The 23,583-nt window shown below is 64.0% G+C and carries 18 protein-coding genes and 1 tRNA gene; 10 read left to right on the top strand and 9 right to left on the bottom strand.

Annotation, left to right across the window (positions count from 1 at the left end; translation table 11 throughout):
- Window positions 1-4: 4 nt before the first annotated feature.
- From ACIOTL_RS04635 to ACIOTL_RS04625, 3 genes are read right to left on the bottom strand one after another with little or no spacing between them, the layout of a single operon-like run.
- Window positions 5-1,606, bottom strand: a complete 1,602-nt coding sequence (locus tag ACIOTL_RS04635; RefSeq protein ID WP_400341967.1) for a Na+/H+ antiporter subunit D — start codon at window positions 1,604-1,606, stop codon at window positions 5-7.
- On the bottom strand, window positions 1,603-2,052 hold the full coding sequence (locus ACIOTL_RS04630; protein WP_105657017.1) for a Na(+)/H(+) antiporter subunit C: 450 nt from the start codon (window positions 2,050-2,052) through the stop codon (window positions 1,603-1,605). Before ACIOTL_RS04630 ends, ACIOTL_RS04635 begins: the two co-directional genes overlap by 4 nt.
- Window positions 2,049-5,018, bottom strand: coding sequence for a Na+/H+ antiporter subunit A (locus ACIOTL_RS04625; protein ID WP_400341965.1), 2,970 nt, complete (start codon window positions 5,016-5,018; stop codon window positions 2,049-2,051). The genes ACIOTL_RS04630 and ACIOTL_RS04625 overlap by 4 nt, the downstream gene beginning before the upstream one ends.
- A gap of 226 nt (window positions 5,019-5,244) precedes the next feature.
- Here ACIOTL_RS04625 and ACIOTL_RS04620 point away from each other — a divergent pair, with 226 nt between their 5' ends.
- Entirely contained in the window at window positions 5,245-6,567 is a 1,323-nt protein-coding gene (locus tag ACIOTL_RS04620) for an MFS transporter (protein ID WP_400341964.1), read from the top strand.
- A gap of 80 nt (window positions 6,568-6,647) precedes the next feature.
- Here the strand turns inward: ACIOTL_RS04620 and dcd are convergent, their stop codons facing one another.
- On the bottom strand, window positions 6,648-7,229 hold the full coding sequence (gene dcd / locus ACIOTL_RS04615) for a dCTP deaminase (RefSeq protein ID WP_013349886.1): 582 nt from the start codon (window positions 7,227-7,229) through the stop codon (window positions 6,648-6,650).
- 189 nt (window positions 7,230-7,418) lie between these two features.
- On the opposite strand from dcd, the gene ACIOTL_RS04610 reads away from it, so the two are divergent.
- Entirely contained in the window at window positions 7,419-8,279 is an 861-nt protein-coding gene (locus tag ACIOTL_RS04610; protein ID WP_400341962.1) for a M15 family metallopeptidase, read from the top strand.
- 426 nt (window positions 8,280-8,705) lie between these two features.
- Here the strand turns inward: ACIOTL_RS04610 and ACIOTL_RS04605 are convergent, their stop codons facing one another.
- Window positions 8,706-10,412 carry a fumarate hydratase gene (locus ACIOTL_RS04605; protein WP_400341960.1) on the bottom strand — a complete coding sequence of 569 codons (1,707 nt, stop codon included), beginning with the start codon at window positions 10,410-10,412 and terminating at the stop codon, window positions 8,706-8,708.
- Window positions 10,413-10,523: 111 nt separating this feature from the next.
- Here ACIOTL_RS04605 and ACIOTL_RS04600 point away from each other — a divergent pair, with 111 nt between their 5' ends.
- The 8 genes from ACIOTL_RS04600 to ACIOTL_RS04565 all read left to right on the top strand — a co-directional run bounded on the left by ACIOTL_RS04600 (window position 10,524) and on the right by ACIOTL_RS04565 (window position 17,235).
- Entirely contained in the window at window positions 10,524-11,009 is a 486-nt protein-coding gene (locus ACIOTL_RS04600) for an SseB family protein (RefSeq protein WP_105662527.1), read from the top strand.
- Between the two features lie 105 nt (window positions 11,010-11,114).
- Window positions 11,115-11,185 (top strand) — tRNA-Gly (locus ACIOTL_RS04595).
- A 69-nt stretch (window positions 11,186-11,254) separates the two neighbouring features.
- Window positions 11,255-12,184: an AEC family transporter gene (locus ACIOTL_RS04590; protein ID WP_133833550.1), complete on the top strand. Its 930-nt coding sequence runs from the start codon at window positions 11,255-11,257 to the stop codon at window positions 12,182-12,184.
- Window positions 12,185-12,271: 87 nt separating this feature from the next.
- Entirely contained in the window at window positions 12,272-13,099 is an 828-nt protein-coding gene (locus ACIOTL_RS04585) for an amino acid ABC transporter substrate-binding protein (RefSeq protein WP_105657024.1), read from the top strand.
- 73 nt (window positions 13,100-13,172) lie between these two features.
- Entirely contained in the window at window positions 13,173-13,838 is a 666-nt protein-coding gene (locus ACIOTL_RS04580) for an amino acid ABC transporter permease (protein WP_105657025.1), read from the top strand.
- A complete protein-coding gene (locus ACIOTL_RS04575) occupies window positions 13,825-14,592 on the top strand; it encodes an amino acid ABC transporter ATP-binding protein (protein WP_332485898.1) in 768 nt (255 codons plus the stop codon). The genes ACIOTL_RS04580 and ACIOTL_RS04575 overlap by 14 nt, the downstream gene beginning before the upstream one ends.
- A gap of 18 nt (window positions 14,593-14,610) precedes the next feature.
- Complete coding sequence (locus tag ACIOTL_RS04570; protein WP_133833548.1) at window positions 14,611-16,146, top strand: helicase HerA-like domain-containing protein; 1,536 nt, start codon at window positions 14,611-14,613, stop codon at window positions 16,144-16,146.
- A gap of 66 nt (window positions 16,147-16,212) precedes the next feature.
- Window positions 16,213-17,235, top strand: coding sequence for a hypothetical protein (locus ACIOTL_RS04565; protein ID WP_400341957.1), 1,023 nt, complete (start codon window positions 16,213-16,215; stop codon window positions 17,233-17,235).
- On the opposite strand, the gene ACIOTL_RS04560 is transcribed toward ACIOTL_RS04565, so the two are convergent.
- The 4 genes from ACIOTL_RS04560 to ACIOTL_RS04545 form a co-directional block, all read right to left on the bottom strand.
- Window positions 17,232-18,470: an MFS transporter gene (locus ACIOTL_RS04560; protein ID WP_332594843.1), complete on the bottom strand. Its 1,239-nt coding sequence runs from the start codon at window positions 18,468-18,470 to the stop codon at window positions 17,232-17,234. The genes ACIOTL_RS04565 and ACIOTL_RS04560 overlap by 4 nt on opposite strands.
- Window positions 18,471-18,651: 181 nt before the next feature.
- The gene (locus tag ACIOTL_RS04555) at window positions 18,652-20,559 is read right to left on the bottom strand and encodes an NHL domain-containing thioredoxin family protein (RefSeq protein WP_400341955.1); all 1,908 of its coding nucleotides are present in this window, start codon (window positions 20,557-20,559) and stop codon (window positions 18,652-18,654) included.
- Window positions 20,560-20,731: 172 nt separating this feature from the next.
- Window positions 20,732-21,496, bottom strand: coding sequence for a hypothetical protein (locus ACIOTL_RS04550; RefSeq protein WP_400341954.1), 765 nt, complete (start codon window positions 21,494-21,496; stop codon window positions 20,732-20,734).
- The gene (locus tag ACIOTL_RS04545) at window positions 21,489-23,543 is read right to left on the bottom strand and encodes a cytochrome c oxidase assembly protein (RefSeq protein ID WP_105657032.1); all 2,055 of its coding nucleotides are present in this window, start codon (window positions 23,541-23,543) and stop codon (window positions 21,489-21,491) included. The genes ACIOTL_RS04550 and ACIOTL_RS04545 overlap by 8 nt, the downstream gene beginning before the upstream one ends.
- Window positions 23,544-23,583 lie beyond the last annotated feature (40 nt).

Genomic DNA, 23,583 nt, shown 5'->3' with positions numbered 1-23,583 from the left:
CCAATCAGAATGGCAAGATCGAGCTGATATACGGTTCGCGGGCGATCAGTTCCGCAGCCACCCGCTGGCAGAATTCGAAGATCGGCCCGGCAAAGATGGCCAGGGCGATGCCCGCAAGCACCAGCGAACCGGTGGCGTAGCGCATGCCCCACGGCAAGGAGTCGGCTTCCAGCTGCTTGGCCAGCTTCAACCCCAAGCGGGGGTTCTGCGCGCCGCCGGCCAACGTCTCGTCGGCGACCTGCGTCGCTTCGGCCACCAGGTCCTGGTTGGGCACCTCGGCATCAGCGGCACGGCGCCAGAACACACGGGCCCACACGCGGATGATCGCCATCAAGGTCAGCAGGCTGGTCAGCAATCCGGCGCCGATCACGACCCAGGTCAGCGGATCGGCATCCTGCGCGGCCGCATGCAATAGCCCGAATTTGCCCAGGAATCCGGAGAACGGCGGGATGCCGCCCAGATTGATGGCCGGGATGAAGAAGAGCAGGGCCAATGCCGGGGAAAGCTTGGCCAGCGAGCCGAGCCGGGTGACATTCGAGCTGCCGGCACGGCGTTCGATCAGTCCCGCTACCATGAACAGCGAAGTCTGCACGATGATGTGGTGGCCCACGTAGTAGATGGTCGCGGCGATGGCCAGCGGCCCGCCCACGGCCACGCCGAAGATCAGGTAGCCGATGTGGCTGGTGAGCGTGAAGGAAAGCATGCGCTTGAAGTCCGTCTGCGCCAGTGCACCGAGGATACCGATGACCATGGTCAGCGCGGCCACCACCAGCAGTCCGGCGTTGACCGAGCCGCCCGGGAAGAGCAGGGTTTCGGTGCGGACGATCGCGTAGACGCCCACCTTGGTCAGCAACCCGGCGAACACCGCGGTCACCGGGGCCGGTGCGGTCGGGTAGGAGTCCGGCAGCCACAGGGACAGCGGGAAGACCGCGGCCTTGATGCCGAAAGCGATCAGCAGCAGCACATGCAAGATCAGCTGCGGGCCCTGGCCCAGTTCGGGCAGCTTCACCGCCAGGTCAGCCATGTTCACCGTGCCGGTGGCCGCATAGGTCATCGCGATGGCCATCAGGAAGATCACCGAGGAAACCACGGAAACCACCACATAGGTGGTACCGGCGCGGATGCGCTCGGCGGTACCGCCCAAGGTCAGCAGCACGTAGCTGGCGGTGAGCAGGATTTCGAATCCGACGTACAGGTTGAAAAGGTCAGCGGCCAGGAAGGCGTTGGACACTCCGGCCAGCAGGATCAGGTACGCCGGGTGGAATATCGACACCGGTCCGGGCTCGTCCCCGTCGGCCAGGCCCTGGCTGGTGGCGAAGAGCAGCACGGCCAGCGAGACGACGGTGGAGACCAGCAGCATGAAGGCGCTGAACCCGTCGACCATCAGGGCGATGCCGAAGGGCGACTCCCAGCCGCCAATATGGATGGCATAGCTTTCCCCGCCCCATACGGCGGCGAGCATTCCCGCTTCGAGCACCAGGGTCAGGCACAGGATGCCGATGGTGATCAGGCGCTGCAGGCGGACCTGGCGGCGGGCCAGGAAGGCTGCCCCGGCGCCGAAGATCGGCAGCACCACGGCCAAAGGGGCTAGATCCAGGAAATTCACTCTTCCCCCTCGCGCACTGGGCGTCCTTCTTCATCGACGAATTCGGTCGTATCCTCGGCCACTGGCGAGTCTTCTTCCTCGTCGTAGGCGGTCTTCTGGGACACCTTGATATCTTCGGTGTCATCGGTGAGCTCATCAGCGCTGGTCAGGGTCCAGGACCGGTAGATCATCGCCAGCAGGAAGGCGGTCACCGCGAAGGTGATCACAATGGCGGTGAGGATCAGGGCCTGCGGCAGCGGGTCCGAGTACGAGTCGGCCGCCGCATCCGGCTTGAACAACGGCGCCGCGCCCTTGCGCCCGCCGCTGGTGAGGATCAGCAGGTTGATGCCGTTGCCCAGCAGCATGATGCCCAGCAGCACCCGGGTCAGGGTGCGTTCGAGCACCAGGTAGAAGCCGGCCGCCAGCAGCACGCCGGTGACTACGAGGAAAGTGATGTTCACGCTCATCGGCCAACTCCAGTCCGGGAGGCCTGGATCTCGTCGTGGCGCTCCACCGGGCTGCGGCCCTCGGAGAGCGAATCAATCTCACTGCCCAAAGAACGCAGCACGTCCTGCACGAGGCCAAGGACCACCAGATACACTCCAATGTCGAAAATCGTTGAGGAAACGAACTTGTGCTCGCCGAAGAACCAGAATTCCAGGGCGTAGGTGGTGAAGATGCCATCACCCAGCAGCAGCGGCACGATGCCCGCCAATCCGGCTAGCGCTATGCCTCCGCCGATCAGCATGCCCGGAGCGATGCGCATCGACTCGGAAAGTTCCACGCGGCCGCCGGCCAGGTAGCGGATGGTCAGCGCCAAGCCGGCGATCAGCCCGCCAGCGAAGCCGCCGCCCGGGGTATTGTGCCCGGTCAGCAGCGTGTACACCGACATGATCAGCACCGTGTGGAAAATCAGCCGGGTGACCACTTCAAAGATGATCGAGCGGCGCTCGGCGACCAGGGTGCTGCCAGCCATCAACCAGTCCTGGTTGGAGCTGGAGGCAAAGCGGCGGGCAATGCGCAGCTCGGTTTCCTTGGAGTCCTTGCTGCCCATGGCTTCGGAACCCGCGTCGATGCTGCCCGGTGCCACCTGGTGGGCCCGCACCCGGTTGCCGAAGCTGCGCCCGGCGAAGATCAGCGAAGCCACACCGGTGGCAGCCGCTGCCAGCACCGTGATCTCGCCGAAGGTATCCCACACGCGCAGGTCCACCAGGGCCACGTTGACGATGTTCTTGCCGTAGCCCTCGTAGTAGGCCAGATCCGGCCAAGCCAGGGAAATGCGGGCCTCGTTGCGGGCGGCCATCATCGCGATGGCAATGTAGACGACCATCACGGCCAAGGCGATCGACAGGATGGCCCGGCCCCACTTGATCCGGGTCAGGCCCACCCACAGTCGCTTGGGCAGGGCGCGCAAGGCGAGCACGAAGGAAACCAGCACGATGGTTTCCACCAGCAGCTGGGTCAGCGCCAGGTCCGGGGCGCCTTGCAGGGCGAAGATCGCGACCATGCCGTAGCCGGTCACCGAAACCATCAGCACCGCCATGAAACGCTTCGGCGCGGTAATGGAGACCACTGCACCGGCGATGATCACCGCACCGATCAGCAGCTGGGCCGGGTGGTCGGCGATGATCCAGTTCGTTGGCCACGGGGTGTAGACGGTCAGCGCGATGGCCAGCGGGATCACCAGCACCACGACCAGGATGACGCCCAGGTAGAAGGAGAGCGAACCACGCTGGGTGCGACCGGTGATCCAAATGGCCACCTTGTCCAGCACGTTCACCGACATGCGGTAGATTTCCTCGGCCGAGGTGACCATCCGGCGCAGCGGTGCGCCGGTGTCGGTGCGGTGACGCAGCCAGAAGAAGCACAGGCCCAGGCCCACCGAAATGGCGCTCAGCCCCAGTGCCGCGTTGAAGCCGGCAAATGGCAGCAGGTGCATTTTGCCCGGTCCGCCCTGCGCGGCCGACCAGTGGATGGCCAGCGGCTCCACCAGCTGCGGGTACAGGCCCAGGAACAGCGTCGCCGCCGAAAGAACCAGCAAGGGCGCCAGGAAGATCAGTGTCGGGGCCTTGCACTGCAATGCAGGCAACTTCTTTTTCTTCACGCCGAAAGCCCCGAAGAAGAAGCGCAGCGAGTAGGCCATGGTCAGCGCCGCACCCATCAGGATGCCGACGAGCGCGGCCATCCCCCACCCGGTTTCCAGGTGCAGGGCCGATTCGTAGACCGCTTCCTTGGCAACGAAGCCGAACAGCAGCGGCACGCCGGCCATGGACGCCGCGGCGATGCCGGTGGTCGTGGCCAGTATCGGCATGGCACGGCGCAAGCCGCTGAGCTTGCGGATATCGCGGGTACCGGTGTTGTGGTCGATGATGCCCACGCTCAGGAACAGCGTCGCCTTGAACAGGCCGTGGGCCAGCGTCATGGCCAGTGCGGCAAAAGCCGCTTCGGGGGTGCCGAAGCCGAAGACCGCGATGATGAAGCCCAGCTGCGAGACCGTGCCGAAGGCCAGGATCAGCTTCAGGTCGTATTGCTTGAGCGCCCGGTAGCCGCCGATGAGCATGGTGAGAATACCGATGCCTACGGTCATGGGGACCCACAGGGTGGTCTCGGCGAAGCCCGGAGCCAGGCGGGCGATCAGGTAGACGCCGGCCTTGACCATGGCTGCCGCGTGCAGGTACGCGGACACCGGAGTCGGAGCGGCCATCGCACCGGGCAGCCAGAAGTGGAAAGGCACCAGGGCCGATTTGGAGATCGCCCCGACAATAATCAGCGCCACCGCAACATCGGTGAAGGCCCCAAAGGCCACCAGTTCATCGGCCGATGCCATGATCTCCGAGAGCTGGTAGCTGCCGGCCGCCGCGCCGAGCATCAAGATGCCGGCGAGCATCACCAGTCCGCCAAGGGTCGTGATGATCAGGGCGTTCATGGCTGAACGGCGCGCGGTGATCAGGGCCTGGCTGAAACCGATGAGCAGGTAGGAAAGCACGCTGGTGATTTCCCAGAAGATGAACATGATGATGATGTCATCGGCCGTGACCAAGCCGGTCATGGCTCCGGCGAAAGCGACCATCTTCGCCGCGAAGCTGCCGATCTGCGGATCATCATTCTTGAAATAGCGGGCGCAATAGAACAGCACCAGCGCGCCCACGCCGAGGATCAGCAGCAAGATTGTCGCGGCCAAAGAATCCATGCGGAAATTCAGGGCGATATTCAGCCCGGGAATCCATTCCATTTGAACCGATGGCGGCGCATTTGGCGCACCATTGGCCAGGGAATTATCGGCAGAAAGCACCGCCGGCATGCGGGTCAGCAACCAGATGAATCCCACTGCGGGCACGGCCGCCACAACGTAAAAACCGTTTCGTTTCAAGGCCCGGAATATTAATGGGCATAAAACAGCGGTGGCAAACAGCGCAGTGAGAATTATTAGCACGCTTTTCCTCTGTCGGCTGGTGGTGGGCAGAGTATCCAGAGCACTTCGAAAAGCGCCTGCATCTGTAATTTTATCAGCCGTGGCCTGCCTGCAATCGCACGAATGTGCCCTTTAAGGAATATTCCCTGCGTTTTCCGCGACCAGCTGATTTTCCAAGCTAGCCGCTATTCTCCAAAAGGTCGTTCCTATTCATCGCCTGATTACCTGTTGCAGGTACGATGCCAGCATGGGAATCAATCAGGTCGAACCGTCGGCGATTCGTGAAAAGTGGCTTAACAAGTACACCTGGGCGTGGGCCAGCTGGGACTGGGGCCAAGCCGCGATCAACGCTGTCATGATCACTTTCGTGTTCACCGTCTATCTCACCAGCGAGCTATTCGGCGACACCGACCATGCGTCGCTGGTCCTCTCGCAGGCACTGGCCATCGGCGGCCTGGCCATCGCCCTGCTGGTGCCCGTCACCGGGCTTCGCGCCGATGTTGCCGGGCGGCGCAAGCTGTGGATCGTGGTCAACACGCTGGTTCTCGTCGCCATCTGCGCGGCCTGCTTCTTCGTCTACCCCGACCCTTCCTACCTCTGGTTCGGCGCGATCCTCGTCGCGGCCATGTCGGTCTTCGGCGAATTCGCCGGCGTGAACTACAACGCGGTGCTGAACCAGATTTCCACCAAGGCAACGGTCGGCAAGGTCTCCGGTTTCGGCTGGGGCATGGGCTACGTCGGCGGAATCCTCGCCCTCGCCCTGGTGCTCTTCCTGTTCGTGCAGCCAATCGTGGACTGGCCAGGTGCCAGCACCGAAGAATCGTTGAACTTGCGCTGGGTGGCAGTGTTCTCTGCCGCTTGGTGCTTGCTCTTCGCGCTGCCGCTGTTCTTCGTCATCCCCGAAGCGCCACCGAGCACCTCGAAGAAAATCCCGCTGATGCTTACCTACAAGGTCCTGTTCAACAACATCAGGGAACTGTGGCGCAGCGACCGCAACCTGCTCTTCTTCTTCTGCTCCTCCGCCGTCTTCCGCGACGGGCTGGCCGCCATCTTCACCTTCGGCGGCGTCATTGCCGCGGGCACCTTCGGTTTCGAACTGACCGAAGTGATCATCTTCGCGATCGTCGGCAATGTCGTTGCGGCCCTTGGCGCGGTGCTTGGCGGCCGCATCGATGACGTGGCAGGCCCAAAGGCGGTCATTGTCGGTTCGCTGATCGGCCTGCTGGTTGCCGGCGCCGGAGTCTTCTTCTCCCCCGAAGCCGCGGGCTTCTGGATCTTCGGCCTGCTGCTGTGCTTGTTCGTCGGACCGGCACAGGCAGCTTCCCGCTCCTACCTCTCGCGCTTGATTCCCGAAGGACGCGAAGGAGAGCTCTTCGGGTTGTACGCGACCACCGGTCGCGCCGTGTCCTTCCTGGCACCGGCGTTGTTTGCCGGGGCCATCGCCATCGCTACCCCGCTGGTGGCATCCGGCCAAGCCCAGCGTTACGGCATCCTGGGCATCCTGGTGGTCTTGGCGCTCGGCCTGCTCCTGCTCCTGCCAATCCGGTCGCCCAAGAAGGTCACCGCGTAGCTTCCAGCCGCAAACGGCGCTGTCCCCCAACAAGTGTTGGGGGACAGCGCCGTTTGCGGGATCCTGAGCGGTACTGCCGCTTAGTTCTCGATGATGGTCCGGTGGAAGTTCAGGTGGCTGCGCGAAGCCGTGGGGCCACGCTGGCCCTGGTAGCGGTTGCCGTAGGGTCCCGAACCGTACGGATGCTCGGTGTCCGACGTCAGCTTGAAGAAGCACAGCTGGCCGATCTTCGATCCCGGCCACAGCTTAATGGGCAAGGTGGCCATGTTGGACAGTTCCAAGGTCACGTGGCCGGAGAACCCCGGATCGATGAACCCTGCGGTGGAGTGGGTCAGCAGGCCAAGGCGGCCCAAGGAGCTCTTGCCTTCCAGCCGGGCGGCCACGCCGTGGCCCAAGGTCACCACTTCGTAGGTCGAGCCGAGCACGAATTCGCCCGGGTGCAGGATGAATGGCTCATCGGGGTCGACCTCGACCAGGCGCGTCAGTTCATCTTGCTCCACCGAAGGATCGATGTGCGCATACTTGTGGTTATCGAAAAGCCGGAAGAACCGGTCAAGTCGAACATCCACGGATGCGGGCTGGACCATCTGCGGGTCAAAGGGCTCTAGCCCAATCTCACCGGACGCTATTTCTCGACGAATGTCACCATCTGAATACAACACGCGTATAAATTTATCCTGACTTTCCCCGGCAGCCGAACTATTAGGCCAATTATGTACAGTGAGTCGAGATCACTGGCCGCCTCCTGTTCACCAGCTGGTCGCAGATTTCCCACCAATTACCCAGCGTTTCCAGCTATCGTTAAGCTGGGATTTCCCATCATCGCTCCGCAACTCAAGGGTTTATTCAACATGCGCCTAGCCTCCGCGCTGACTGGCACCGTACTCGCATCGGCATTGCTGCTCTCCGGCACCGCCGCACTCGCTGCGCCGGCCGAGGATCTGCCTGCCGTCGAGAGCTCGCAGCTGTCGAAGGCATCGAGCCCCTTGGCCTTGATCAACCCCACCACGAAGCTTTCGCCGGAGGACTACGTTCCCGGCAAGCTAGTTGGTGTTGCCGGCAGCTCGATGACCCTGCGTCCTGAGGCGGCAGAGGCCATTGAAGCGTTCATTGCTGATGCGCGCGCTGCCGGCCATTCGATCAAGCTGCTGAGCGCATACCGTTCGTACCAGCGCCAGGCGGTCTTGTTCAACCAGTACCAAGCCAAGTACGGCACCGCTTATGCCGAACGGATTTCTGCGCGCCCCGGAACCAGCGAGCACCAGCTTGGTTTGGCCGCAGACCTGGGCTACACCGATAGCCGTGCCGAATTGAAAGCCGAATTCGGCCAGACCCCGGCCGGCCTGTGGATTGCCGAGCACGCGGCGGAATACGGTCTGATCATCCGCTACCCCCAGGGCAAGGAAGAGATCACCGGCTACAAGTACGAGCCGTGGCATGTGCGCTATGTCGGCGTCGAGCATGCCGAAGCGATGCTTGCTTCCGGAGCGGAAACGTTCGAAGAGTACCACCAGATGCTGGCCGCCTCGATAGCGGAGGCCGAGCAAAGCGAAGCAAAGGCAGCTATCGAGAAAGAACCCGCGAAAGCCAAAGACGAAGAGCCGCAGGAAAAATCCAAGAAGGCCGGCGAAGATGTGGTCGTGGACGAGGACTTGATGGTCCTGCGTTTCCTTCCGCCGTACCGCGACTGGGGCTTCGGCTTCACCCAGTAGTCCGGTCTGGAACAGGCCGCTGCCAGGTCCACCAGAACCGCCGGAACCACGAACATTGTTGCTGCGAGTCGCCAATTCGCGGCTCTGCCCGAATCCGCTGGGCGTTGGGCGGTGCCCGAATCAGGGTGCAGCGGGGCATCCAGTACTAGCGTCCAATATTAACTAGTGCCCGGGACGCGAAGCAGCAAGTTCACACGAAGTAGCCTCGTCAGCACCCTGCCCCTCTGCGCTTCGCGCAAGGGGCTTCCCTTTTGCGGGAGCATCCTGGAATCTGCCCTCCGCACCGGCATGCAATCCCGGGAACGGTTTTCCAGGTTGCGTGCCGCCGGACGGCATGAAAATGCTCCCCAAAAGTTGCTGGCTTCTACAGTCCAACTTTTGGGGAGCAGTTCATGGCAGGTGGTTCCTGCCCAGAGCGCTGGAGAATTACTTCGCGCGCACCGGAATGCCGGTGAAGGTCGGCTTCAAGGTCTCGGCGAAGAAGTCCTCGCCCTTGTCATCGACAACGATGAAGGCCGGGAAGTCCTCGACCTCGATCTTCCAGATCGCTTCCATGCCCAGTTCCTCGTATTCGAGCACCTCGACCTTCTTGATGCAATCCTGGGCCAGACGTGCCGCCGGGCCGCCGATGGAGCCCAGGTAGAAGCCGCCGTGGGTGTTGCATGCGTCGGTGACCTGCTTGGAGCGGTTGCCCTTGGCCAGCATGACCATCGAGCCGCCGGCAGCCTGGAACTGGTCCACGTAGGAGTCCATGCGGCCTGCGGTGGTTGGGCCGAAGGAACCCGAAGGCATGCCTTCTGGGGTCTTGGCAGGACCTGCGTAGTAGACCGGGTGGTCCTTGAGGTACTGCGGCATTTCCTCGCCAGCATCCAGGCGTTCCTTGACCTTGGCGTGTGCGATATCGCGGGCCACAACCAATGGACCGGACAGCGACAAACGCGTCTTGACCGGGAACTTGGTCAGCTCGGCCAGGATTTCGCTCATCGGCTTGTTCAGGTCGATCTTGACCACCGAAGAGCCAGCGGTGCCGGTGACGCCATCGGTCTCGTCGTCGTGCGCGGCCAAGGCCGGGTGGTCCTCCGCCGGCATGAAGCGGGCTGGATCGGTTTCCAGCTGCTCGACGAACAGTCCCGCTTCGGTGACCTTGGCCAGCATCTGGCGGTCAGCCGAGCAGGATACTGCGATGGCCACCGGCAGCGAGGCGCCGTGGCGAGGCAGGCGCACCACGCGCACATCGTGGCAGAAGTACTTGCCGCCGAACTGCGCGCCAATGCCGAAGTGGCGGGTCAGCTCAAGGACCTTGTCTTCCAGCTCGGTGTCGCGGAAGCCGCGGCCGGTCATCGCGCCTTCGGTCGGCAGCGAATCCAGGTACTTGGCCGAACCGTACTTCGCGGTCTTCAACGCCATCTCGGCCGAGGTGCCGCCGATGACGATGGACAGGTGGTACGGAGGGCACGCGGCGGTGCCCAGCGAACGCAGCTTCTCATCGAGGAACTTCAGCATCGAGTTCTCGTTGAGGATCGCCTTGGTCTCCTGGTACAGGAAGGACTTGTTGGCCGATCCGCCGCCCTTGGCCATGAACAGGAACTTGTAGCTGGTGTCAGCGCCGTCCTTGGTGTTCGCGTAGAGGTCGATCTGCGCCGGGAGGTTGTTGCCGGTGGCCTTCTCTTCCCAGGTGGTGATCGGAGCCAGCTGCGAGTAGCGCAGGTTCAGGCGGGTGTAGGCATTGTAGATGCCGCGCGAGAGCGAGATCTCGTCCTGCTCTTCGGTCAGCACGCGCTGGCCGCGCTTGCCCATGACGATCGCGGTACCGGTGTCCTGGCACATCGGCAGGATGCCGCCGGCGGCGATGTTGGCGTTCTTCAGCAGGTCCAGGGCGACGAACTTGTCGTTCGGGCTGGCATCCTCGTCGTCGAGGATATTGCGCAGCTGCTGCAGGTGGGCCGGGCGAAGGTAGTGCGAGATGTCGTGCAGCGCGGTCTCGGCCAGCTGCTCCAGTGCCTGCGGCGCGACCTTCAGGAAGTTCTTTCCATCCGGGCCGGCGACAACTTCGACACCTTCGGAGGAAATCTTGCGGTACGGGGTGGTATCTTCGCCAATTGGCAGAAGATCCTCGTAACGGAATTCAGGCATGCTCAGTCCTTGATTCAATCGTGTGTGCTCATCTGCCATTTTAGGCCTTTACCCCGAATTAACCGCATTCGGCGTTTGCACCTGGGGGTTTATCGCGACATGCTGTAGTACATGAGCAACGAGAACACCTCCGCCGCCGCTGAAGGCCAAGAACCAGACCAGGTCCCGGATGCGATCATCGAAACGCCAATGGACAAGCAGCGGGCACAGCCCAAGACGCATTTCGAAATGATGCTGCAGGCCGGGCTCAACAAACCTGAGCTGTCCGGCTCGGTCATCGGCGCTTTCATGAGCGCCGAGGTGTATTTCCTCTCCCGTGAAGAGGTCACCGGCGAGAACAAGAATGCCCAGCCGATGATGCTGACCAACCCTTCCGGCGAGGCCGTGGTAGCGGTCTTCACCACCTTGGAGCGCATCCCTTCCTCGTACATCGACATGGCGCCCTACGGCGTGAAGGTCCAGGGCGCCACCGTGGTGCGCGCCTTGGAGAACACCGGCTTCGTAGTGAACCCCGGCGACGAGCTCAGCTTCGAGGTCCCGGCCGATGGGGTGGCGATCCTGCGCGAGCAGCTGCTCAACGAGAAGCCCTCCGAATAGGCATTGCGTAACTTTGGCCACGATTTTCCGTGCCGTTTTCCGGTGCGCGGGATTCGTGGGATATGCTTTTGATGCCCGGGCCGTCAATAGGCCGCTCGGTGCACTGCGGGCGTAGCTCAATGGTAGAGCGCTAGCTTCCCAAGCTCGATACGCGGGTTCGATTCCCGTCGCCCGCTCAAGCGAACGCCGGGGCACCAATGGTGCTCCGGCGTTGTTGGTCTTCTGATAGCCAGCGAAGGAGCACGATGACCGGAGTCCTCGAAGGCTTCTCCATCATTTGGGTTGTCATTCTCGTCGGCTACTTGGTGGGCCGCACCGGGGTGCTGGGCGAGCAAGGCCGCCATGTGCTCAGCCGGGTCACCTTCTTCGTGGCCAGCCCCGCCCTGCTGTTCACCACCTTGGCCGAGTCCGATCCGGTTTCCGTGCTCGGGCCGCTGCTCTGGGTTGCCGCCCTGTCCGCGGCGCTGACCGCGGTGCTCTACTACCTGGCGACGGCCCGGATGCTCAAGCGCCCGGCCTCGGAAAGCATCATCGCGGCAATGTCCGCCTCCACGGTGAACTCCGCCAACTTGGGCCTGCCCATCGCGTTGTACGTGCTCGGCGACATGTCCTACGCGGCACCGATCATCCTCTTCCAGTTGGCCCTCTACCAGCCGATCAATCTGGCGATGCTGGATGCCACCACCTCGCGGCACCGCACCACCCCGATCGCTTTGCTGCTGGCCACCGCGAAGAACCCGATGATCATCGGGTCGCTGCTCGGCTTGGCCGTCGCGCTGACCGGCATCGAATTGCCCTCCATCGTGCTCGAACCGATCGACCTGATCGCCGGCGCCTCGATCCCCGCCATGCTCATGGCTTTCGGCATCTCCTTGGTGGGTTCCAAGCCGCTGGAAAAGAAGTCGGGCCGCCGCGCCGATGTGCTGATCGCCGCCGGGGCCAAGCTGCTGCTCCACCCGTTCCTGGCCTGGGCACTGGCCTACTGGGTATTCAATCTGCGTGGCGAGCTGCTGGTGGCGTCGGTCATCATGGCCGGCCTGCCAACTGCGCAGAACATTTTCGTGACGGCCATGCGCTATGACCACGGGGTGGTAATCGCGAAGGACACGGTCCTGGTCACCACCATCTGCGCGATCCCGCTGATGATGCTGCTGGCGATCGTCCTCGGAATTTAGCGTAACTTCCACCTGCAGGAATAAGCGATCATCACTAGAGTGTTCAGTAGGACAACAGCTTTTATCCACTCCCCTAGCGAGGTCACCATGAAGCGCACCGCACCACTGCTGGCTACTGCCGCAATTATCGCCCTGTCACTGAGCGCCTGCGGCTCGGCAGGCCCATCGACCTCCGCAAGCGAATCCGGTGGCGCCAAGTCCTCGGCGGACACCGGAGCCACCTTGAAGAAGGTCCAGGATTCGGGCGTGCTGACCGTGGGCACCGAAGGCACCTACCGCCCGTTCTCCTACCACGAGGGCAACGAGCTGACCGGCTACGACGTCGAGGTCATCGAAGCCGTCGGCGAGAAGATGGGCGTCGAGGTCAAGTTCCAGGAAACCCAGTGGGACGCGATCTTCGCCGGACTGGATGCCGGGCGTTTTGATGCCATCGCCAACCAGGTCTCGATCAACCCGGAACGCGAAGAGAAGTACCTGTTCACCGAGCCTTACACCGTCTCCACCGGCGTGGTGGTGACCAAGAGCGATAACAGCGAGATCACCTCTTTCGAGACGTTGGAAGGCAAGACCACCGCGCAGTCGCTGACCAGCAACTTCTACGAGACCGCCAAGGCCGCCGGCGCGAACGTCGAGCCGGTGGAAGGCTGGGCCCAGTCGATCACCCTGCTCAAGCAGGGCCGTGTCGATGCCACCGTGAACGACAAGCTGACGTTCCTGGATGCGCAGAAGACCAACCCGGATGACAGCATCAAGATCGCTGCCGAATCCGAGGAGAAGAGCGAATCCGCTGTAGCCCTGCGCAAGGATTCCACTGAACTGGCCCAGGCCATTGACACCGCGCTCGAGGAGCTGCGCGCCGAGGGGGAACTGGCAAAGATCTCCGAGAAGTACTTCGGCGAAGACGTCAGCAAGTAGCAAACACTATAAGTAGACTGGCTCCACACGTAAGAACGCGTGGAGCCAGTCTCATTTGCGCAAAAGGTAGCCCATGGATTCGAAATGGCAGTTATTCCTCGACTCGCTCGGGCCGTTAGCCCTCGGGGCGATCACGGCAACCATTCCGCTGGCCCTGATCAGCATGGCCTTGGGCCTGGTCATCGCCTTGCTGATGGCGCTGATGCGGATCAGCAAGAACCGGGTCATCTCCTCGATTGCCCGGATCTACATCTCCATCATTCGCGGCACGCCGCTGCTGGTGCAGCTGTTCGTCATCTTCTACGGCATGCCTTCGGTGGGCCTGACCATCGACCCGTGGCCTAGTGCCATCATCGCCTTCAGCCTGAACATCGGCGGTTACGCCGCTGAAATCATTCGTGCCGCGATCCTCTCGGTCCCCCAGGGCCAATGGGAAGCCGGCTACACCCTGGGCATGTCGCGCACGCGCACCCTGTACCGGCTGATCTTGCCGCAGGCCACCCGGGTGGCTGTGCCGCCGCTGTCGAACTCCTTCATTTCCCTGGTCAAGGACACCTCGCTGGCCTCCACCATCCTGGTCACCGAAATGTTCCGCAAGGCCCAGGAAATCACGGCCTCCACCTACGAGTTCCTGCTGCTCTATTGCGAGGCCGCAGCCATCTACTGGGTCATCTGCCTGGTGCTCTCGGCTCTGCAAAACTCTGTTGAAGGAAGGCTTGAAAAGTATGTCGCCAAGTAATTCCGCCCTGCTCTCCGTCACCGCCCTGCATAAGGCCTTCGGCGAGAACCAGGTGCTCCAGGGCATCGACTTCACCGTGCATTCCGGTGAAGTGCTGGCACTGATTGGCCCGTCGGGCTCTGGCAAGACCACTGCCCTGCGTTGCCTGAACGGCCTGGAAATCGCCGATGCCGGCACCGTCGGATTCGCCGGCGGGCCGGAAGTTTCCTTCAGCGCCGGGATGAAACCCAAGGCCGCACAGATCCTGCGCAAGCGTTCGGCGATGGTGTTCCAGGGACATCACCTGTTCCCCCATCTGACGGTGCTGCAGAACGTGAGCATCGGGCCGATCGAGGTGCAAAAGCGTCCCAAGGACCAGGTCCTGGCGCAGGCGAAGAAGCTGCTGGCCCGCGTGGGCCTTGAAGCCAAGGCCGACGCCTACCCGAACTCCCTGTCCGGCGGCCAGCAGCAGCGCGTGGGCATTGTCCGCGCGCTGATGCAGCAGCCGGATCTGCTGCTCTTCGACGAACCCACCAGCGCACTGGATCCGGAGCTGGTCGGCGAGGTGCTCACGGTCATCAAGGAATTGGCCCAGGAGGGCTGGTCCATGGTGCTGGTGACCCACGAGCTGGCCTTCGCCCGGGATGTGGCCGACACCGTGGTGTTCATGGATGGCGGGGTGGTCGTGGAGACCGGTCCGGCGGCCCAGGTGCTCGGCACGCCTGCCAACCCCCGCACCCAAACTTTCGTCCAGCGTCTGTTGCACCCGTTCTAAAAGCAATAGAGTGAAGCCATGACCCAGGAAACGAATACTTTGCTGACCAGCCTCGTTGAAGGCTACAACTTCGAATCCGATTGCTTGGAGCTCGGGGCTGCACTGATCGGCGGCAAGGCCGAGCCAACCGCGCAGGTCCGCCTGCCGTTGAAAATGCTCAACCGCCACGGCCTGATCGCTGGTGCCACCGGCACCGGCAAGACCGTCACCTTGCAGACCATGGCAGAACAGCTCTCCGTGGCCGGGGTTCCGGTTTTCCTCGCCGATGTCAAAGGCGATCTGAGCGGCCTCGCGCAGCCTGCCGAACCGTCGGAGAAGCTCAGTGCCCGACTGGCCGAGCTCGGCCACGAATTCGTTGCGCGCACCAACCCGGTCGAGTTCCTCAGCCTGGGTGGCAATGGGCAGGGCGTCCCGGTACGCGCCAGCGTGGACGCCTTCGGCCCGATTTTGCTGGCCCGTGTCCTGGAACTGAACGAAACCCAGGAAGAATGCCTGCAGCTGATCTTCCATTACGCCGATTCCAATAAGCTGCCGCTGGATGACCTCAGCGACCTGAAAGCTGTCATCAGCTTCCTGCTCAGCGACGACGGCGCCCCGGCGCTGGCCGCCCTGGGCGGCGTCTCCTCATCCACCGCATCGGTGATCCTGCGCGGCATCACGATCATGCAGACCCAGGGACTGGACCAGTTCTTCGGGCAGCCGGAGTTCGATACCGCGGACTTCTTGCAGGTGCGCGACGGCGCGGGCGTCATCAACATCCTGGAACTGCCCTCGGTCAGCTCCCAGCCAATGCTTTTCTCCACGTTCCTCATGTGGCTCCTGGCCGACATGTTCGAGGACCTGCCAGAAGCCGGGGACCTGGAGAAGCCCAAGCTGGTGTTCTTCCTCGACGAGGCCCACCTGCTCTTCAAGGATGCGACCAAGGCGTTCAGCGATGCGATCATCAACACCGTGCGCCTGATCCGCTCCAAGGGCGTGGGCCTGTTCTTCATCACCCAGTCCCCGACCGACCTGCCCGATGAGGTGCTCGGCCAGCTGGGTAACCGCATCCAGCATGCGGTGCGCGTGTTCACCGCCAAGGACCAGAGCGCGCTCAAGCAGATCATCAAGACCTTCCCAACCGGTGAACTGGACCTGCAGGAAGCACTGACCCAGGCCGGTGTCGGCGAGGCTGTGGTCACCGTGCTGGGCGAGAAAGGTGCACCGACCCCGGTAGCGTGGACCAAGATGTCCTCGCCGGGGTCCAACATCGGCCCGGCCTCACCTGAGGTGATGGCCCAGGTCCGTGGCACTTCGACGCTGGCTGCGCAGTACAGCGCCGCAGTGGATCGTGATTCTGCCCGCGAAATGCTCGAGGCCAAAACCCGGGCCGCGGCGCCGGCGCCAGCGACTGCTCCCGAGCCGGCGAAGGAGCCCCGACGGGAAAGCGCCCCACGCCAGAGCCAACCGCGCCAAGAAGAGAACCCGATGATGGACATGGCCATGGGCGCCGCCAAGGTGCTTGGCCGCGAGCTGATCCGCGGCTTCTTCGGCAACCGCAAGCGCCGCCGTTAGTAATACCTGGCTCTTCCAGCACGCCGTTTTCGGTCTGGGCCCGGAAACCAGATAGCCTAGCTACTGATGAACACTCGTAATTCCACGCCGATCTCCGCTGCCCGCCTGGCTCTTCGCTGGGCATTGGCTGCAGCGGCTGTCGTCGTTCTGGTCATTGCCGGAACGATCGCCGCCAACCGTACGCTCTTCTCCCCCCAGCACCAGGTGCAGGCACTGCAGCAGCATCTGGCCAGGGGCGAAGGCGCCGAAGCCCTGGGCCTGATGCAGGCAAAGGTCCCGCAGGGCGATGCTGTTGCCCTGGATGGGGACGTGCTCAAGCGCACCCAGGCCGGAATTACGGATTTCACCACCGACAAGGCCCAGGCGGTAGAGGGCGATGAGCAGTTGCGCACCGTCACCGCGCATTACAAGGCCCACGGCGTGGACAAGGAATCGACCTACACGCTGCGCCATGCCGGCAAATCCTGGCTGCTGTTCGACAAGTGGGCCTTCGAGCCAAGCACGCTGCCCAGCGTGAAGATCAAGGCCAACACCGTCAACGAGGTCACGTTCAACGAGCAGAAGATCCCGTTATCGGCTGGCGTGAGCACCCTTCCGGTGTTCTACCCCTCAATCCTCGACGCGAGCTTCAGCACCAAGAACTTTGCGGCCGACACCCGCGGGATGGTGGTCACCAAGCCTGCCAAGGAGCCGGTGGAGATCGCGCTGAAGACCGAACCGACCAAGGAATTCATCGCTGCCATCAATGCCAAGGTGAAGAACTACCTCAACGAGTGCGCCAGCGAGCAGGTGCTGATGCCTGCCGGATGCCCGTTCGCCTACAGCACCTCGGCGCGCGTGGACCCGGCAACCATCGACTGGTCCATCGCGAAGTACCCCACCATTGAAGTGAACTACTACAACGGCGCCTGGGTGCTGTCCCCGCTGAAGGCCACCGCCACCTTGACCCTGACCGAGCAGGATCTGCGCACCGGCGCCAAGGCCAAGAAGACCGTCAAGGATGACTACTCCTTCACCGCGCAGCTGACCACCAGCACCACCGAAGTTTCCGTGGTTCCGGTGGCCGGCGGCGAACAGGTGGCCGGCTAGCGTCCGAGCAGTTCGCGGAACTGGCTGCGCAGCGGCACCGCGTTGGTCTTGAACTTCTGCCAGACCACCAGCGCTGCCAAGCTGGCGGCCAGCGACAACCCGGCGCCAATGGTCACGGCGATCTGGATCCCGAACAGTTCAGCGAACCAGCCGATCAGCGGCGAGCCGATGGGCGTACCGCCCATCACCACCATCAGGTACAGCGCCAGCACGCGCGCCCGGTACTCCGGGGGCACCGAGGTCTGCACCATGGTGTTGCAGCTGTTCAAGAAGGTCAGCGACCCCAGTCCCACCGGGATCAGCACCAGCGCGAATGCGATGTAGTTGGGCATCCACGCACTGGCAATCCCGGCGATGCCGAAGAACACGCCGCCGCCGATCAGGAAGCGCCAGCGCGGAGCCGAACGCCGGGCGGCGAACAGCGCCCCGCCAAAGGTGCCCACGGCCATGATCGAGCCCAGGATCCCGTACTCCCCTGCTCCTACCCCGTAGACCTCGGTGGCCATCAGCGCGTTGGTCATCTGGAAGTTCAGCCCGAAGGTGCCGATCACGCCGGCCAGGAAGAAGATCAGCACCAGGTCCTTGCGGTTCTTCACGTAGGCCAAGCCCTCCCGCACCTGCCCCTTGGCGCGCGCGACCGGCTTAGAGGGGTTCAGCGCGTCCTTGCGCATGAACACCAGTGAGAAAATCACCGCGAGGAATGAGGCGCCGTTGAGCAGGAACGCCGGTCCGGTGCCCACCAGCGCGATGACCGCACCGGCCACGCCGGGCCCGGCCAGCCGGGCCAGGTTGAAGTTGGCGCTGTTCAACGCCACCGCGTTGGCCAGGTGGGTGCCGGGAACCACCTCGGAGACGAACGCCTGGCGTGCCGGGGCGTCGAAGGAGGCGCCGATGCCCAGCATCGTGGCCAGCACGTAGACATGCCACAGCTGCGCCGTGCCGGTAACCACCAGCAGGCCCAGGACCAGGGCGCAGACTCCCATGAAGCTCTGCGTGAGGATCAGCAGCCGGCGCTTGTCGAAGCGGTCGGCGATCAGTCCGGCATAGGGGCCCAGCAGCAGCACGGGCAGGAACTGCAGGCCGGTGGTGATGCCGGTGGCCACTGCATCGTGGTCGGTGAGCTCGGTGAGCACCAGCCAGTCCTGGGCCACACGCTGCATCCAGGTTCCGATATTGGAGACCAGCGCACCGATCACCCACAACCGGTAATTTGGTACTTCCAGTGCACGGAACATTTTCGACGCCATAGCTACCGCCAGATCCCTCCGGCTCCTCCCGTCCTCCAGTCTAGCCACCCGGGCAGGAAAATGCTGAGGTTTCCTCAGATTCTTGCTGCGGCGCTGCCCGGGCGTTCGGCGCCGGGCGCGCAAAAGGCGCACCATCGCTGGTGCGCCTGATGCATGCTTCGGGCCGGGGCTAGTTCACGCCACGCAGGTCAAGGAGCAGTTCATCCTCGCCCTCTGCGTCCAGCACCACCGGGATGCCCCAGTCCTGCTGGTACAGGTGGCAGGCCGCGTGATCGGGAATCTCGCCGCCCGGTTCGCCATCGCAGGCCGCCGCGCGGGCGGTAATGTGCAGCACGCCCTCGGCCACCTCCGGGTTCAGTTCCAGGGTGCGGGACAGGCCCACCGAGGTGCCGGCGCCGTCGAGGATCAGTTCCTCAGGGCTGGCCGAGATCTTCAGCTGGGTCGGATCGCCCCAGCGGTCATCGAGCTTCTGCCCCTTGGGTGCGGCGAAGCGGACCAGGATCCCGTGCTTGCCGGCCTGCACCCGGGTCTTGGGGCGCTGGGTCTGGCTGGCGCCCTGGTCGACCACCAGTGCTTCGGCAGGGATCGGGATGCGCACCAGCTGGTGGGAGTTGGTCTCCACGACCAGCAGCACCGGATCGCCGTCCACGGTGGTGTCCACCAGCACGTCGGCCGGTTCCTTCAGGCCCTTGGCCAGGGTGGAGACAGTCTTGGTGGCCGGATCGAAGCGGCGCACCGCGCCGTTGTAGGAGTCGGCGATGGCAATCGAGTGGTCCGGCAGCACGGCCACGCCCAGCGGGTGCTGCAGGCGCGCCTGCTGCGCATCGCCATCGCGGAAGCCGAAGTCGAACAGGCCGGTGCCCACCGCGGTGTTCACTCTCTTGGCCTTGCCTTCTTCAACCTCGATCCAGCGCAGGGCGCTGGTTTCCGAGTCGGCGATCCACACGTTTTCGCCATCCAGTGCCAGGCCCGAGGACTGGGCGAACCAGGCCTCATCCGGCGCGCCATCGGTTAGGCCTTCCAGCCCGGTGCCGGCGAAGACCGACACGGCGCCGGTGCGCGGATCGAAGGCGAAGATCTGGTGGGTTCCGGCCATCGCGACGATGACCTGCCCCGATGGGTGGTAGAGCACATCCCATGGGGACGAGAGCGAAATATTCAGCGCATCGGTGCCCAGCTCGGTGGGCTGGACTTCTTGGCGGGCGTTCTCCGAATCCAGCAGGCGCTGCACTCCGTTGCCGGCCAGGGTGCCCACGGCGCCGGTGGCCAGGTTCACCGAGCGCAGGCGGTGGTTGACGGTGTCGGCGACGATCACGTCGTAGCCGACTTCGGCGGCCAGTTCCGCCGGCAAGGCGGCCAGCCCCTGCAGTTCGTTGAACTGCGCGGTGGCAGCGTCCCCGTCGGCATAGCCCTTGACCCCGGCGCCGATGGTGCGCACCACGGTGGACAGGTCGCCGGCCAGTTCGACCAGGCGGTGGTGGCCCGAATCGCCCACCAGGAAGTTGCCGTTGGCCAGGGCGATCGCCTTGCCCGGGAAGCGCAGGTCGCCCTCGCGGGCTGCCGGTGCCACGTACGGACCGTTGCCGCGGTGCAGCGTGCCCTTGGCTTCGTGCTCGGCTACCAGTTCCTCGACCAGCGAGCCCAGGCCCTGGGCGTGGCCCTCGCCGGACAGATGCGCGACGATGTAGCCTTCGGGATCCAATACCACCAGGGTAGGCCAGGCGCGGGCACCGTAGGCCTGCCAGGTGACCAATTCCGGGTCGTCGAGCACCGGGTGGTGGATTTCGTAGCGCTCCACGGCGGCGGCCAGCGCATCCGGATCCGCTTCGTGCTCGAACTTCGGGGAGTGCACGCCGACGGTGACCAGCACGTCCTTGTACTGCTCCTCCAGCGGGCGCAGCTCGTCGAGCACGTGCAGGCAGTTGATGCAGCAGAAGGTCCAGAAGTCCAGGAGCACGATCTTGCCGCGCAATGCGTCCAGATCCAGTTGCTTGCCGCCGGTATTCAGCCAGTTGCGGCCCAGCAGTTCGCTGGCGCGCACCTTGTAATTGGCGCGGACGGATTCGGAAGTGCTCATGGTGATCCTTTCGCTGTCGCCGCGGCTGCGGCAATTCGAACCTCAATTATCTGCCACCGCGGCCCGCTGGGGCTAACGGTGTTAAGCAACATTGAGAAAAGTGTGAAACTCGCTCACGGTCTGCTGGTGTAACCGCAGGCCCACGCCTTCTATTCCCTGCCGGGGCGGCGAGCTAGGGCAGCTGCGCGAGCACGGTGTCCATGATGCCGGTGGCCACCTGGTTGAAGGCGGCATCCTGCAGCGAGGTCGCCGAGAGGAAGGAGACCATCACCGCATACTCCCCGGTGCTCTTGATCAGCACCAGCGAATCCTGCGCATACTGCCCATCACGGCTGTAGTACAGGGCCGAATCGGCATCCTGCACGCCCGGATCGGAGAATGCCAGGGTCTCGCGGTAGTCCAGCCCGTTGAGCTTCACGCTCTTGCATTCCTCCAGGATGGTGGCCACGTTCGCATTGTGCACCGCCACCTTCGCCGCCCCGTCGCCGAGCTTGGCCACCTCCACCGACCCGGTGATCGACTGGTTCTCGTTGGTGAAGTCGGTGCGCGCCGCCTCGGTGCCCAGCTGCACCGGCGACCAGTTCAAGTCCTCGATCGGAGCCGAGCATTGGGACGGCAGGACCACCAGGTCCTTGAGCGTATCGGTGGGCGGCGTGGCCAGGGATTCGAGGTCCTCGCCCTGGATCTTGGCGCTGGAGGGGAAGCCGAGCTCGGCGGCCATCACTGCGCCGGCCGTGGTGGCCACCTGCGCGGTGGTCATTTCTTCCGGCTGGGCAGGCTCTTGCGGCTCTTGCGATGCGCTGGGCGTCGCGGTGCCCTGCACGGCGATCTTGTGCGTTTCGTCCTGCGGCATTTCGGATTGCGCGGAGCAGGCGCTTGCGGCCAGCAGCGCGCACACCGCCAGGGAGGCGGCGAGGATTTTCTTGGTGCTAGGCACGTGGGTCCCTTCGGTCGGCTTGCTTGAAGCGGGCGAACATTTCGTTGTAGGCAGCCAGCTCGGCGTCGTTGTCGCGCTCGGCCTGGCGGTCGTAGCGCTTGGTGTCCTTCTTGTCCTGGCGCAGCCACGAGATGACCACGAAAATGGCCAGGACCAGGGTCGGCACTTCGCCGATCGCCCACATCGCCCCGGCACCCACCACCTGGTCTTCCAGTGCGGTGCCGCCCCAGGTGCGGCCCATGTTCCCGAAGTAGTCCGGGGCCAGCAGGGTTTCGGTGCTCATCAGCGCCACCCCGAAGAAAGCGTGGAAGGCGACGGTGGCCAGCAGCACCACCAGGCGCATCGGGTACGGGTAGCGCTTGGGGACCGGGTCGGCGTCCACCAGCGACAGCGCGAACAGGTATCCGGTGAGCAGGAAGTGCAGGTTCATCAGCTCGTGGCCCGCGTGGTAGCGCATGGCCGGTTCCAGCAACGGGGTGAAGTAGAAGACGACGATCGAGCCGGCGAAGTTCACCGCGGCGAAAATCGGGTGGGTGATGACCTTCGAGTAGCGCGAGTGCACCAGGTAGAGGATCCATTCGCGCGGGCCGCGGGTGCCGTCGACGCGCGATCCCAGCACCTTGAGCAGCAGCGTGACCGGGGTGCCCAGGACCAGGAAGATCGGCACGATCATGGTCAGCGACATGTGATCGACCATGTGGGTGGAGAACTGGATCTTGCCGTACACGGCCACCGCGCCGCTGGTCACGTAGAACAGCGCGAAAAGGCCCACGATCCAGCTGGCCAGGCGCAGCACGCTGGGCTTGTCGCCGCGGCGGGCCAGCTTGATGAAGGCCCACAGGTACACGGCCAGGCCGAACAGGCACACGGCCACCCAGATCCAGTCCATGCGCCAGGTGGTGAACCACGCGGCGGTATCCGGGGCCGGCGGCAGGTCGTAGCCGGTGAGCAGGCGGGCCGGGGTCGCTTGCACCGGAGGCTCATCGGAAGTCGGCGGAGCGGTGCGCGCCAGCACGGTGGCCACCGACATCACCGCAGCCATCAGGATGACCTCGCCGGCCACGACCTGCCAGGCCGCGCGCAGCGCCGTGAACTTGCCCTCCAGCAGCCGCGGGATCACCATGCGCCGATGCCACAGGCCCAGTGCGCCCAGCCCCAGGGTGATCAGGATCTTCACGATCACCAGGATGCCGTACGGGGTCAGCCACTGGTCCCAGCCGGTAATGCGGATCACCGCCGAAGCCAGGCCCGAGCCGATCATCAGGAACACCGCGAAGGTGGCCAGCGCGGAATAGCGCTTGAGCACCACCCCGGCCAGCACCTGCCCGCGTTTGCGTCCCGGCGCTTCGCCGGCCAGCGTCGGAGCGAGCAGGGCCAGCACCATGATGCCGCCAAACCAGAGCACCACGGCCAGCAGGTGCAGGCCGATGGAGTTCACCGCGGCGAAGTGGTCGTCTCCCCCGGCCGCGTGGCCGATGAAGGCCAGCGGCAGGATGCCGAACAGCGAGAAGAATGCGCTGAGCCCCACCGTGGTCCTGGAGCGCGCGGCCAGGGCCAGCGAACTGGTGATCGCTGCGATCACCACCATCCAGGCCCAGGCCCGCCCGCTGGTGATCGACAGGATGTAGTCCAGGATCGCGGCCGAATACTGCGGATCCAGGCTCATCGGGATGCCGGCCAAATCCCAGAAGGTCAGCAGCATGACGGTGGCCGCGGACAGGGTCCACACCACCGCGGCCCCGGCGGCGATATTCATCGTGCGGGCGAACGCCGGATGGGCCTGGCCTTCGGCATCGCCGGTCACCTTGGCGGCCCGCGGGATGATCGCCGCACCGAAAACCAGCGCGGCGATGCTCAGCGACATCGAGGCATGGTGGATGGCCCGGGAGATGGGCAGCGACCAGCGCACGAAAGCCCCGGGATCGGCCAAATCCGCCGGCCGGGCGATCCCGGTGAACAACACCGCCGCCAGGAAGGCCACCGCCGCAGCGAGGATTCCGGGCAGGATGAAGCGGGTGACTGAAACCGTGCGCTGTGCTGTATCCATAACCTTCTCATCATCTCATTTTTCGCCCGGCCGGTCACCG

Origin of the sequence: Glutamicibacter sp. NPDC087673, from assembly GCF_044743255.1 — a bacterium.
In the GTDB taxonomy this organism is placed as follows: Bacteria; Actinomycetota; Actinomycetes; order Actinomycetales; family Micrococcaceae; genus Glutamicibacter.
Note: the sequence above shows the minus strand (reverse complement) of the source record. Positions and strands in the feature narration are given on the sequence as shown.